The following is a 13286-nucleotide window of genomic DNA, read 5'->3' as shown; positions in this document are numbered from 1 at the left end:
CAAAAATTGCATGGCCCTGGTTTGAATAAGCATTAAATAACGATGAAACCCGTATCTGTGTTCGAACATATCTACATCAACGAGTACTCGGCAACCCCAAAATACCTGCAGTTGGCCAATGCGGTTATCAATGCGATTGAGAATGGGAAGATGAAAAAAGGCGATATGCTTCCCTCTATCAATGAATTGAGCTACGTGCTGGAAATTTCGCGCGATACGGCCGAGAAAGGATACAAGCACCTCAAGCACTTAGGGGTACTGGGATCCGTGCCCGGTAAAGGCTATTACATCGCCGATGCGGATTTCAAGCGGAAGCTGCAGATCGTCCTTTTTTTCAATAAGCTCAGCGCCCACAAAAAAATAGTATACGACGCCTTCGTGAATGCAATTGGCAGCGATGCTTCGGTCGATTTTTATGTGTACAACAACGACTTGTCGCTTTTCCGCAAACTGCTGGAAAAGCTCAAGCAAACCTATACGCATTACGTCATTATTCCACATTTCATCGAAGGGCGCGATAAGGCCGGCGAAATTATCGACAACATCCCGAAGGATAAGTTAGTGCTCCTGGATAAGTTGGTGCCTGGGGTGGGGGGGGATTACGCGGCGGTGTATGAAAATTTTGAAAAGGACATCTACGACGCATTGGAGCAAGCTAAGGAACAACTGAGCAAATACCACACGCTGAAGTTGATTTTTCCCGATAAAAGCTATTTCCCGAAAGGAATCATCAAGGGGTTCTACCGTTTTTGCCAGCAATACGCCTTCAATCACCTCCTGGTGAGTGATATTTCGGAAGAGCCGATATCCACCGGGGAGACCTATATTAACCTGATGGAAGATGATTTGGTGAAATTGTTGGATCGGGTGATCTCACTCAAGTTGAAGATCGGCAAGGACGTGGGGATCATTTCCTATAATGAGACACCATTGAAAAAGTTTATCCTCAATGGTATCACCACCATCTCCACAGATTTTAAACAGATGGGGGAGACCGCCGCGCGCCTTATCCTGGAAAACTCGAAACAGCACGAGGAAGTGCCGTTTTACCTCACGTTGCGGCCGTCGATATAGCTAGCTGCTCCTCAACGCTTGCGCTCAGCAACAGGGAACTGATCCAATACGCCCGTAACGATTTCCGGTAGTTTGTTGATCGCGTCTTCCGGAGTACGCACCTGTCCGCTGCCGCGGGCTTGCCAGATAACGGTATTGGACTGCCTATCCCTTGCTTCGATGATAATATGGCCAGCACGGTAACGCTCTTCACCTACCGGGCGGTTCCAACCGTAGCCGTAGTACCCCCAATGCGGCCCCCACATCCAGGGGTTGTAACCCCACATACCCCAATGGCTATATGGGTAACCGCCGTATAGCGGCCGGCTTTTGTTATTGACAATGGCGATGTACCGGAATAGCAAATCCGGATTTTCCTTGCTGTATGTCAGCCCGCGGGCTTCCAGTTCTTGGTTGGCTGTTTCCAAAATATTGGCATTGGCGATGTCGTTGTCAAAGTATGATTTGGACAACGAATCGACGGGTGGCAGCCAGCCATACGTGCGGTACTGCGAAAAATCGGTGCTTTGTATTTTAGTGGTGTGGTATTGGTAGGCCGAGCAAGATGCCAGTACCATCACGGGAATGAAAAATAGAATGAACCTTTTCATGGCTGTGGTCTCCTAATATTTCTGCTTTATAAGACTTAGACGATGCCCAGCTGGGATGGTTTAATGGACTATGGATATAATGTGCTACAGCGGATACATGCCTACCAACGGCATCGCCCTGCCCGCCCCAAACGCTTTACTACTTACGCGTAATGCAGGCGGTGATTGGAAGCGCTTAAATTCGGCGCGGTTTACCAAATGCAGTACGCGGTATACCAACGTTTCCTCAAACCCCAGAGCGATGATCTGCGCCGCGCTCTTTTCGTTTTCGATGTATTGGAAAAGCACGGCATCTAGCAGATCGTAATCGGGCAAGGAATCGCTGTCTTTCTGGTCCGGACGTAATTCGGCAGAAGGGGGCTTGGTGATGGTATGCTGGGGTATGATTTCCCGTTCGCGGTTGAGGTAGCCCGCCAAATGGTAAACCTGCGTTTTGTAAACGTCGCCAATGACCCCCAATGCGCCTGCCATATCGCCATACAACGTGCCGTACCCCACCGCTGCTTCGCTTTTATTGGAGGTATTCAGCAGGATGTAACCCAGCTTATTGGAAAAAGCCATCAGCAGTGTACCCCGGATGCGGGCCTGGATGTTTTCTTCCGTAATGTCGGGTGCCAAGCCGTCAAATGCGGATCCCAGGCTGTCTCCAAAGGCATCGGCCATGGATTGTATGGGAATGATCTCATGGCGGCAGCCCGTGTTGCGCACCAGATCCAGCGCGTCGGCGATGGAATGGTCGCTCGAATATACCGAAGGCATCAGCACCGCCATGACATTTTCTGGCCCCAGCGCTTCGCAGGCAAGTGCCGCGACCACAGCCGAGTCGATACCGCCCGATAATCCGACGACGGCTTTGGTGAAACCCGATTTATGGAAATAGTCGCGTATACCAAGTAGCAATGCCCGATGGATCAAAGGAGTGTCCAGGGGTTGGTGGGTGTTATCTGCTTGCTGCAACGGGGTAATAGGTCCGTCGTTGACTTCGTAGTAGCTGACCACTTCGTCAAAGGATGCCATCATGTCAACCAATTCACCCGTGGGTGAAAGGACGATTGACCGGCCATCAAAAATGATGTCGGTATGTGCCCCCACCTGGTTCAGGTATAGAAGCGGTATTCCATTGTTTTTAGCATGGGTGCGCAACACTTCCAACCGTGCGTTGAGGTGATTGTATGAAAAGGGAGAAGCAGCGATGTTGATGATGAGCTCCGGATGTTCATCCGCTAGTACGTCCATCGGGCTTCGGCGATACAATTGCGGCGACGCGATATTCCAGAGGTCTTCGCAAATGGTTAGGGCAATTTTTTTGCCTTGGTAGGTGATGCAACCAAATGCGTCGGCCGGTTGGAAATAGCGGTATTCATCAAACACATCGTAGTCGGGAAGCAATCCCTTATGTATCACTTGCCGCACGCCACCCGATTCGATGAAAAGCGCAGCGTTATGCAGCGGCTTGCCTTTCCCGGTCGTGTTGCGGATAGGCGCACCGACAATGCAGGCTATCCCGGTGCAATGGTTGGCAATTTCGGAGGCAGCAGCCTCACAGCGGTCCAGAAAAGCGGGTGACCGCAATAAATCTTTGGCGGGATACCCGCCGATGGCGAGTTCGGCGAATACAATAAGATCGGCGCCTTTGGCCTTCGCGGCAAGGATGGCATCAATGATGGCGGCCGTGTTGCGGTCGAAGTTGCCGATATGGTAGTTGAGCTGGGCTAACGCGATGATCATGGCGTGTTGCGGTTGTGGGTATTAGGTTAGAAGAAGATGCCGAAATTGAAAGCGACGTACGAATTGCGGGGCTCGCCGTCCTGGATGGAGCGGGTAAATCCGTTGTTGAAACTCAATCCGGTTACCATGACCATGTTATGGTCGAGTTGCCATTCCACCCCACCCCCGATGAGCAATGCCAACCGGAAGAAGTCGGCGTCGTCGCCCATCGACGTGCGCGTGGTGTTGCCCGCCCCTTTTTCTTTGGCATTGAGTTTCACACCGCCCGTAAAGCCGAATTGCCCGTAATAGCTGCGGAAATACCGCATGGTACTTTTCAGCTTAACCGCGAGGGGGATTTCGGCATATTGCAACCGGTAGTTTTTGGTCAGATCGGTTCCGGCTACGGCGTTGATGGTGGGGTCTGCATATTCCACGTCGCTATTCAGGGTATTGATAAGCAATCCCGTAGCGAAATAATAATTTTCCGTAAATGCAAAGTCGGCCAATAAGCCATATGCAAAGCCCAGTTTCGGTGTGTTTTGGTAGCCTCCCGCATCGCCATGCCGCATCCAAGCCATGTTCGGTGCGAAGGTGATGCCCAACGAAACCGGTTTATATTGGTAGGTAGAGCTATAATAGTCCTGTGCAATGGCGCGATGGCCGCTGACCGTGACGAATAGAAAAACCAATAGATAGTAGGGTGCCGTTTTGTTTCGCATATCCATAAGTCCGTGTAAATCTGCTTAACCCGTCTAATCCGGGTTCCATCAAAATCGTTAACTTCGCTGCCAGCTAATGAACAAAAATGATGCTCAAAACGCGTGCGCAGCAAATTTATTGCTTTTTTTTAATTATTGGCCTGTTTTCCTGTGATCGGACGGAACGGGTGGATGTGAGCCACGTGGATGTGGATATCACCATCGAGCGCTTCGACCGGGCGCTGGATAGTCTTACATCGGCCAACATCCTCGCCAAAAACCAATCCTGGCTTCAACACTATGGGTTTTTCTATGCCGATTACATGCAGCACATGCTGGAGGCGGGAAACCCACTGGATAGCACCCGCACGGCAGCGGTATTGGAAACGGTCATTGCCACTCCGGACTTCAAGGCGTTGAAAACAAGCGTTTATGAAACGTTTCCGGATATGGAGGTGCAGGAAGCGGGATTGACTGACGCATTCAGGTATTTGAAATATTATTTTCCAGCAATCGGCATTCCAAGGATGATCGCTTTTTTTTCCGGATTTGCCGTACAAACCCCCGTAGGCAAAGACTACCTGGGCATCGGGCTGGATATGTTCCTTGGTGCGGATTCGAAGTTTTACCCGGCGTTGCGTGGCAGTATCCCGCAGTACCTTTCCCGGCGTTTTACACCGGAGAATATCGTGCCCCGGGTGGTTGAGAGTTATGTTCGTGAAGAATTGTATCCACAGAACGCATTGGATGTCAGCCTGCTGCAGCACATGGTTTACCAAGGAAAGGTGATGTATGTCATGGAGCGGGCGATGCCCGATGTGGCGGATTCCCTCCTGATTGGCTATACAACCGCACAATGGGAGTGGGCCAACCGCTTTGAACGCGATATATGGGCTTGGTTTTTACAGGAAAACCTGCTTTATGAGGCCGACTACAACCGTATACAGAAGTACCTGGGCGAGGCCCCGTTCACCCCCGAATTGGGCGAACAGAACGAGTCCGCTCCCAAACTCGGTGTGTTCATTGGCTGGAAAATGGTACGGGCCTATATGGAGCGGAATCCCGCAGTAAGCCTTACGGAACTACTGGACATGAAAGATGCCCAGCAGCTATTGGATGGATCGCGGTATAGGGGCAAGTAAGGCTGTTGCTTTACTCGTCTTTGACCTCCACTTCAAAATCGAGCGAAAGAAACGGTGCAATGTTCGTATTCCCTGTCTTTCCATAGGCATAGTCGCTCGGAGTGAAAAAGCGGATTTTCCCGCCCTTATTGATCAAAGGTACAATCTTCGGCCATGCTGAAATGACGCCGCCAGCTAAATTGAATTCGCTGTCAGTGCCCGAGTCAAGTACATTGCCTTTGGGGTCTTTCAAGGTATAGTCTACCGTAACCGTCGAGTCGGCCGTGATGGCGGCGCCAGTACCCTGTTCGATGATTTGGTAGTATATGCGGTCTTCGCTTTTGGTAAAGTCATCGATATCCAGCGATGCGTTTGCGATCATGCGTTGAATCACCGCCTCTTCGTAGTCGGCGAAATTGTCGTGAATGGTGACCACATAGTCGAGTGATGCATTGGGAGGGATACCGAGACGGGGTAGACCTTTCCTACCATACATAATCCGCGATGGAACGATGATACGAAGTTTGCCGTTCGTTTTTTGCAGCACTTCGCGGATCACTTCTTTGAAATCACCGGTACGTTCCACGGTAGGGGTGCCGGCATAAGCGGATCCGAACGGGAAATAGCCAAAGTAATCGGCGTAGCGGTTGGCGCTGCTCAGGGTATCCACCGCGTTATAGACGCCGTCCAGGCTTTTTACCGTATAGACGATGGGGTACGTCTTGGTATAATCGATCGGATTGCCCGTTCCCTCTTCCAGTATTTGGTAAAATAAATCGGTCTCCTTGTATTGGTGTACCGTTAGGTTATTTCTCTGGATGTATTCGCGGATGTTGGCGTTGTCCAGTTCTTCAAACGATTGGTATGTTTTTTTCTCGCAACCCATCAATGACACGATAGCCATGATGCCGATAGCCGCAATACAAGGAGTCGATTTAACCATTTTAATCTTTCGTGATTCTAGTTGTTGGTTATGCTAGTTGGAGTAATCATAATCGTTGAGTTCCGAAACTGTAATCTCAAAATATAAGGGCGAGTTCGCAGGTATATCATTGCCCTGAGGTACATTTTGATATGCTAAATAAGACGGAGTCACTATACGAATTACTGAGCCTACTTGAAGTCCCTCCACTGTCAATCCGCCGAACTCGATTGGGTCGCTAAGTAATTCGCCGTCTTCATCGTAACGAAGTTGATTAGGCAGAAAAGCTAGTTGCCAAGCAGGGATTACATTATGGGGAACGATGAATTTCTGGTCATCCTTCGACTGAAAGACGGAATTGTCTCTCACCAGTCGGCCTTCATATGAAGCAATCACTTCGGCAGGAATAAGTGCAAGATTGCCTGCGCTTTCGGTAACCTTGTACTTGTAGGAGCTTGGGGTTCCCTGCTCTATGATTTCAAAATAAACGCGGTAGCCTTGAATATCTTTGTATTGCGGGTTTATCAGATGTTCTGACACATACTCTTCAATAATAGGTTTTTCCAATTGGTATTGTGCGTTGGGATCATATGTTTCGCCATCCTTGATACACGACGATAACCCCATGGCCACCAAAACACCCAACACCAGTACGTTTACTTTCTTCATCATTTTGTTGTTTCAACCTTGCAGTGCGCAAAGTTATTTAAATAATCCGATTAATTGACCTGTTAACACTATTTAACAAACATGAACAACAAGTATGCCGCGCATCGTGTTTTCCCTTCTGCATGGGATTGCTCATCCATACCTGTTTTTGTTGCTTGTTGACAACACAGACGTATCGGTTCGTCGTTCCGCTACAGAAGCGACTAAAAAAAGAGCCGGAAATGCCGGAGGGCGGTAGGCGAAAACTAGTGGCGGGTAGCCCCGAAAACCTGTACCCAATAGTTGCCGTCGTGTGCGATGGCCATTTCCCGATAAGAGTCGCGCATCAAATTAGCGCAATGGCTTGGGCTGTCCAACCATTTCCGCACGGCGGTTTTCAGATCGAAATCGCCGAAAGCGATGTTTTCGCCGTACGTAAGGATGGTCCGGCCGTCGTCGATGTAGCCCGATTGCACAAGCCGGTTGTAGACGTTCCCCCCTGAAGGGCTGGTGTGGCTGAAGTAGTTGTTAACACGCATGTCTTTGGCATGTGCCAGTGCAGCGGCATAGAGTTTGCCGTTCCAGGTTACCTTGCTGGCAGGGGGGAGCGACACATCGCCGCATTGGCAGCCTTTTTGACGCCATGCATTCACTTCAGACAACGCGAGGATGGCACCCGAATCCAAGTCGGCAATATCGTCTTGCGGTGACGCGTTGTCTTTGGCTGATGGAGCATTGGGTTCTTGGTGCGGTACGGGCTCCATCGACTCGCTGCCGTTCGGCTCGCATGCAGACAGCAAGGCGAATACGCAAAAAGCAAAAGCAGCCACGTACTTTAACATAGGTAGTCGTTAATTTTTTTGCAATAAACGTAAAAAAGTTTAGTTATTGCAATTTTTTTGTCAAGTTCCCCCTATTTTATTTGGGTGTCGAGTGCCGAGGTATCGTTTCCAATAGCTGGGACAATTCGCCTGCCTTTATTACGCCGGGGAATTTGAAGATGATTTCGAAATTTTCATTGAGCAATACCCACGTGGGGAAAGCTAAGCGATTGCCGGTTTCGCCCAATACATAAGCGAGTTCATGACTTCCGGTACCATGGCCTGTGGCCTTGAATGAATAGGTGGTTCCGTTAAAGGAAATGTCTTCGTTGTGCCCGGCATCCAATTCAGCGAAATAGAGGTAGGGTACTGCTTTCTTGAAATCGTCGTTTTTCCTGAGCTGTGCTTTCTGCATGCGGCAAAAAGTGCACCAATCGGTAGAAATCAGGATGAGCGCATGTTTAGGGTGGAGGCGCATGCTGTCCGTTAGTTCACCGATGGGCACCGAATGGGGTTGTGCTGTCGCCCCGTTCCATGCAAATACGGCAAAGATTATGGAAGATATTCCTACTAATCGATTCATCAGACTGAACATGCGCGCTCCTCCTAAACTACATACTACTGGCAATGATCTTAATAAAAACTGTATCGTATCCCCAAAAACCCTCGGGCGCCCTGGTTGGGCCCGTATACGTAGGACGGGTCGAACGTTAAGCCATATGGGTTTTCAGCGGTAATAAGTGCCTGTCCGCCCCCGTCAAATTCAACCAGCTTATCAAACGGGTCATGCGGCCGGGCGATGATGAACGGCGTACCGCGGTTAGGTGTCCAGTTCAGCAGATTTTTAACACCTCCATATACTTCGAGGCCATTCCTGAATGCTTTCGTGAGCTGGATATTCTGGATGCTCCACCACGGCGATTTCTCCGATCGGGGATCCGCGTCGCTGAGCAGCGGTAGCCGCATGGGGCCGTAGAGGTTGCCGGTATAGTCGATGGTGATTCCTAGTCGCTTTAGCGTGTACCCCGCATTCCATACCGCCGTAAACTTCTCAGTAAACAGTTGTTGGACCTTTTGGCCCTCTTCTTCGCTGTAGACATCCATTGCCGTAGCTCCTGCCATCAATTTCAATCCATTCATCAAGGCGAGGTCAATATTGAGCGAGATACCTTGGGAAACGGCATGGCCGTCCAGATTTCCGTATAGGATTTTTTGGGCGTCGGTGTCGTAGTCGGCAATGATTTTATTGTTGAAATACGTGTAGAACGCGGTGGCATCAAAGCCGACGATGCCCCCGCTGCCCAGCGGGATCTTTTTCACGAAGTTGACGTTCCCGTTCCATGAAGTCTCGGGGTCCAGTTCCGATTCAAAGACGACCTCTCGCGCGCCCGTAAGCGCCGAATGGTCTTCGGTGAACACGTTGGCCACGCGGTAACCGTTGCCGAAGCTCAATCGGAGCACGTTGTTTTTATCGAGAGAGTTCCACTTGTAGTTAATGCGGGGCGTGATGATGCTTCCATGGATGGAATTGTAGTCGTAGCGCGCCCCCAATAACAGCTTATTGCGTTCATCGAACGTGATCTCATCCTGCACAAACATGCCGGGTAACCGTGTATGCGTGGGCCTGTTGATGCCCAAGTTAGCTGCATCGGCAGTGGCTGGGGTGTTGTCATCGTAGTAGGTATATCGGTATGTTAATCCCGAGAGCAGGTCGTGGTTACCCAGCACCTTGTTCCACGTAAGCTGGCCGAAGCCGATGTACTGGTCGGCCATGAATGGCGTGTTGCCGTACACGCTGTTTTGGTCGTGCCCGTTGGCGCTAAACTGGAATAGGATGTTTTCTTTTGCCGGCAATTGATAGGTGCCGAAAAGCTCCCAACGGCTGGTGTAGATGCTTTCGCCGTATACTTCGTCGCCACCGCGGTATGGTGGCGCCCAGTTCATTTCACCCCCCCATCGATCTTCATATACATAACGCGCGGCAAAAGAAAATACCCGGTTTTCCGGCCGCTCCACATTCCACTTGTTGAAAAACGAAATGCGGTGCTGCAACGTAACATCAGTGAAATTGTCGTTGTTTTTGTCCAATGGGTTTTGATAGTTGAAGTAACTGACACCAACGAGGGATTGTACTTTTTGTCCTATCTTCAGTTTGGCAGCCACGTCCGCACTCAATTCGCCCCAGCTGGTTCCAAAAGCGTCCACAGCCAATAGCGGGGTCGTTTTTGGGTTTTTGGTAATTACATTGATCAGTCCGCCCACTGCTTCGCTGCCGTAGAGGGTAGATGCCGGGCCTTTCACCACTTCTACCCGTTCGATCAGTGATTGGGGGATGCCGCTCAGCCCGTACACGGTAGATAAGCCACTAACGATCGGCATGCCGTCGATCAAGACCATTGTATAGGGGCCTTCAAGGCCATTGATGTGGATGTCGCCCGTGTTGCAGATGTTGCAATTGAGTTGGGGGCGTACGCCATTGATGTTTTGCAGGGCATCGAAGACGGTGGGTGCCGGATTCGATTTGAAGAACTTGGCGGTATAGACCTCCACCGGCACCGGGCTATCCAGTTTAGATACTTCTTTCATGGTGCCCGATACCACCACCTCGTCCAAGGACGTGCCTGCGTCTAGTAGCACAATGTCTTTGTGGGCCGGTGTGGTACCATTGGTGCGGATACGCACGGTGTACGGCTGGTAGCCGACGTATTTTACTTCCAATTCCCAGTTTCCCGCTGGAACATCTGCCAGCAGGAAGCGACCGGCGCTATCGGCGGTGGTGCCTATTTTAATTGAAGGGATGGCTATCGTAGCCCAAGGAACGGCGTTGCCAGCCCTGTCGGTGATGGCACCGTTGATGGAAGAAGCGGATTGGGTATAGCCCTGTAGGGCATAAAGCATCAAAATGAAACTCGCTATAATATATTTTGTGTTCATAAAAACCAACTAGATGAAATGTGACATAGGCGACGCCCCGAACGGTGTCTGCAAGCCAATAACTACGTGAAAAAGAGGTAATCTAGTTGGAATATGGGGGAGCACGGGGGGAGCGGCGGTTGGCTGATGCCAGTTGTACGTCGCGAAGACGGTAAGGCAGGTAAGCTACAGTGAATGGCTCGGCAGCCGGTTGCTCATACGTGATGAAATCGGTTTGCAGGAAGCGGCCCTGGAAAAGCGCGTCAAGCAAATAGATTTCAGATTCGGATTCGTGGTGCGGATTGGCATCGGGGTCGGCTTTGAGGTTGTACGGGTGCGTGTGGATAATGATTCGCCCGTCACGCGTCTTGTGCTTGTGCATAAAGACCGTACCGCTGGCCACGATCAAGCAGAATAATACCGCTTGGAACAGTGCGAGCCGTTGACGTATGGACTTATTTCTTCCCACAGCCGACTTAACTAAAAGAACCTTTAAATGCCATGTAGCAAATGTAATGATAAAAGTTAGATTAATCTAACAAAACCATTAATAAAGCGTTAATTTTTTGTAAAACATACTGGTTATTAGTCGATTAACCGGTTGTTTTCGTTAGGAAATACCAGCAGTGGTTCATATTCCTTCGCTTTTTCCTGTTCCATCAAGGCGTAGGAAATGATGATTACGATGTCACCTACCTGTACCAGTCGTGCGGCCGCGCCGTTCAGGCAAACCACACCCGAGCCCCGTTCGCCTTTGATGACATACGTTTCGAAGCGCGCTCCGTTGTTGTTGTTTACGATTTGCACCTTTTCGTTGGCAATGATGTTTGCCGCGTCCATCAAGTCTTCGTCAATGGTAATGCTACCCACATAATTGAGTTCGGCTTGCGTCACACGTACCCGATGGATTTTGGATTTCAGTACCTCGATAACCATGGCGCAAAGATACGAAAAATAAAAACAAAGCTATAAAAGCAGGTTGTCGATAAGCCGCACGCCGTCGACCCAGATGGCCGCCAACGCCACCAATTGCTCGTTGCGGGCCGATTCGTCGGCCGCCGTGAAGGTGTCCGCACGGAAGATGGCGAAATACTCCACCTCTATACCCGGGCTTCCCTCCAGCGCCTTGATGGCGTCCGTACAGAGGCTATCAAGCGTTTTCCGGTGCAGGTCGGCCTTGGTCTGTTGCAGTGTTTTGTGCAGTTGCTGCGCCTGTTCGCGCCCGGTGGCCGAAAGCCGCACGTTGCGTGAGCTCATGGCCAATCCGCCCGATTCCCTGACGGTAGGGCAGAGCTCCAGGGTAAGCGGCAGCTCCAGTTGGTTAACCATATGCTCCACCACTTTATACTGTTGGAAATCCTTTTGGCCAAAACAGGCTATGTGGGGTTGCACGGCGTCGAAGAGCTTGTGTAGTATCTGCGTAACCCCTTGGAAGTGTCCCGGCCGGTGTAATCCCTCCAATACGCGTTCCAAATGGCCAAGATCCAGGTACCATTGCTCATTTGCCTCATACATTTCATCCACCGTGGGATGGAAAAGGATGTCGCAGTGTGCTTGTTGCAGTAGTTTGGTGTCGTGCTCGAGGGGCCGGGGATATTTTTCGAGGTCTTTCGGGTCATTGAACTGGGTCGGGTTGACGAAGATACTGCATACCACCACGTCTGCCAGTTGCCTGGCATGGTCAACAAGTGCCAGATGGCCATCGTGCAATGCCCCCATGGTGGGTACAAAGGCGATGTGCCGCCCACGGCGGCGATGCGGCTCCAGGAGCCGTTGTAACGAAACTTTGGTATAAGCTATTTCCAACAAGCGATCTCTTTTTTTGTTTGGCAAAAGTGGTGATTTTTTGCCAGATATCCGCGGGCGGCCAGTTAACTGATTGGTATATTGACAAAAAATGCTTATCTTTGCCAATCGATTTTACTTTGCTAATAAAATTAAAAACAAATAATTGGAGATGGCAAAAACGAAGATTCTGTTTGTTACCCACGAGATGTCGCCTTTCCTCGAATTAAGTAAAATTTCCGAAATCACCCGACAACTGCCTCAGGCGATGCAGGAGCGGGGCTATGAAATCCGTATCCTGATGCCGCGATTCGGCAACATCAATGAGCGCCGCAACCGGCTGCACGAAGTGATCAGGCTCTCCGGAATGAACATTGTTGTGGATAACAACGACAACCCGTTGATCATCAAGGTTGCCTCAATCCCGGCGGCCCGTATGCAGGTGTATTTCCTGGATAATGAGGAATACTTCCAGCGCAAGCAGGTATTCTGCGACGACTGCGGCAAATTTTTTGAAGATAATAACGAGCGGACCGTGTTTTTCTGCAAAGGCGCATTGGAAACCGTGAAGAAATTGGGTTGGGCGCCGGATGTGGTGCATTGCCACGGCTGGATGAGTGCGTTAATACCGGCCTATATCAAGACGGCTTATAAGGACGATCCTACCTTTAAGGATGCCAAAGTGGTTTACTCCCTCTACAATGAGGAGATTGATTTTTCGTTTGGCGAGGCCTTTTCGGAAATCGCCCGTACAGGCGACATGACCGCTGAGGACGTGGCGCCCTATGGCGATGGTGATTATGCGGGGCTGTATAAGGGGGCGCTCACCTATTCCGATGGGGTTGTTTTGACGGGGGACGAGGTGGACGAACAACTGTTAAATATTGTTAAAAAGAGCGAGATTCCAGTATTCGAACTGGAGAACCACCAGGAATTCGAAAATTATTGCAACCTTTACGAACAATTTTCAAGTGTAGAGCTTGAAACGGAAGTGGAGGCATAAA

The 13286-nt window shown here is 50.2% G+C and carries 14 protein-coding genes; 3 read left to right on the top strand and 11 right to left on the bottom strand.

The genetic code is table 11. From position 1 onward, the window contains the following. Window positions 1-42: 42 nt before the first annotated feature. A complete protein-coding gene (locus ACEVG1_RS00905; RefSeq protein ID WP_374741647.1) occupies window positions 43-1074 on the top strand; it encodes a GntR family transcriptional regulator in 1032 nt (343 codons plus the stop codon). Window positions 1075-1085: 11 nt separating this feature from the next. Here ACEVG1_RS00905 and ACEVG1_RS00900 read toward each other — a convergent pair whose 3' ends face one another. The 3 genes from ACEVG1_RS00900 to ACEVG1_RS00890 form a co-directional block, all read right to left on the bottom strand. After that, window positions 1086-1664, bottom strand: a complete 579-nt coding sequence (locus ACEVG1_RS00900) for a DUF4136 domain-containing protein (RefSeq protein WP_374741646.1) — start codon at window positions 1662-1664, stop codon at window positions 1086-1088. Window positions 1665-1748: 84 nt separating this feature from the next. Continuing rightward, window positions 1749-3392 (bottom strand): NAD+ synthase, encoded by a 1644-nt coding sequence (locus ACEVG1_RS00895; RefSeq protein WP_374741645.1) that lies wholly within the window; start codon window positions 3390-3392, stop codon window positions 1749-1751. A gap of 26 nt (window positions 3393-3418) precedes the next feature. Then, on the bottom strand, window positions 3419-4099 hold the full coding sequence (locus ACEVG1_RS00890) for an outer membrane beta-barrel protein (protein ID WP_374741644.1): 681 nt from the start codon (window positions 4097-4099) through the stop codon (window positions 3419-3421). An 80-nt stretch (window positions 4100-4179) separates the two neighbouring features. On the opposite strand from ACEVG1_RS00890, the gene ACEVG1_RS00885 reads away from it, so the two are divergent. Further along, complete coding sequence (locus ACEVG1_RS00885) at window positions 4180-5214, top strand: gliding motility lipoprotein GldB (RefSeq protein ID WP_374741643.1); 1035 nt, start codon at window positions 4180-4182, stop codon at window positions 5212-5214. Window positions 5215-5224: 10 nt separating this feature from the next. Here ACEVG1_RS00885 and ACEVG1_RS00880 read toward each other — a convergent pair whose 3' ends face one another. The 8 genes from ACEVG1_RS00880 to panC all read right to left on the bottom strand — a co-directional run bounded on the left by ACEVG1_RS00880 (window position 5225) and on the right by panC (window position 12303). Next, window positions 5225-6136, bottom strand: a complete 912-nt coding sequence (locus tag ACEVG1_RS00880) for an FKBP-type peptidyl-prolyl cis-trans isomerase (protein WP_374741641.1) — start codon at window positions 6134-6136, stop codon at window positions 5225-5227. A gap of 33 nt (window positions 6137-6169) precedes the next feature. Then, entirely contained in the window at window positions 6170-6787 is a 618-nt protein-coding gene (locus ACEVG1_RS00875; protein ID WP_374741640.1) for an FKBP-type peptidyl-prolyl cis-trans isomerase, read from the bottom strand. A gap of 242 nt (window positions 6788-7029) precedes the next feature. Beyond that, on the bottom strand, window positions 7030-7605 hold the full coding sequence (locus ACEVG1_RS00870) for a CAP domain-containing protein (protein ID WP_374741639.1): 576 nt from the start codon (window positions 7603-7605) through the stop codon (window positions 7030-7032). A gap of 76 nt (window positions 7606-7681) precedes the next feature. Beyond that, window positions 7682-8167: a thioredoxin family protein gene (locus ACEVG1_RS00865; protein ID WP_374741638.1), complete on the bottom strand. Its 486-nt coding sequence runs from the start codon at window positions 8165-8167 to the stop codon at window positions 7682-7684. Window positions 8168-8217: 50 nt separating this feature from the next. Beyond that, a complete protein-coding gene (locus ACEVG1_RS00860) occupies window positions 8218-10518 on the bottom strand; it encodes a TonB-dependent receptor domain-containing protein (RefSeq protein ID WP_374741637.1) in 2301 nt (766 codons plus the stop codon). Between the two features lie 82 nt (window positions 10519-10600). Then, window positions 10601-10966, bottom strand: coding sequence for a hypothetical protein (locus ACEVG1_RS00855; RefSeq protein ID WP_374741636.1), 366 nt, complete (start codon window positions 10964-10966; stop codon window positions 10601-10603). A 116-nt stretch (window positions 10967-11082) separates the two neighbouring features. Continuing rightward, a complete protein-coding gene (panD, locus tag ACEVG1_RS00850; RefSeq protein ID WP_374741635.1) occupies window positions 11083-11433 on the bottom strand; it encodes an aspartate 1-decarboxylase in 351 nt (116 codons plus the stop codon). Window positions 11434-11463: 30 nt separating this feature from the next. Then, window positions 11464-12303, bottom strand: a complete 840-nt coding sequence (gene panC, locus ACEVG1_RS00845) for a pantoate--beta-alanine ligase (RefSeq protein WP_374741634.1) — start codon at window positions 12301-12303, stop codon at window positions 11464-11466. 151 nt (window positions 12304-12454) lie between these two features. Between panC and ACEVG1_RS00840 the strand changes: the two genes are divergently transcribed. After that, window positions 12455-13285 carry a glycogen/starch synthase gene (locus ACEVG1_RS00840; protein WP_374741633.1) on the top strand — a complete coding sequence of 277 codons (831 nt, stop codon included), beginning with the start codon at window positions 12455-12457 and terminating at the stop codon, window positions 13283-13285. Window position 13286: the final 1 nt, after the last annotated feature.

Source organism: Parapedobacter sp. 2B3, from assembly GCF_041925275.1.
GTDB lineage: Bacteria > Bacteroidota > Bacteroidia > Sphingobacteriales > Sphingobacteriaceae > Parapedobacter > Parapedobacter pyrenivorans_A.
The sequence above is the reverse complement of the archived record's forward strand: the minus strand, read 5'-3'. Positions and strand labels throughout refer to the sequence as shown.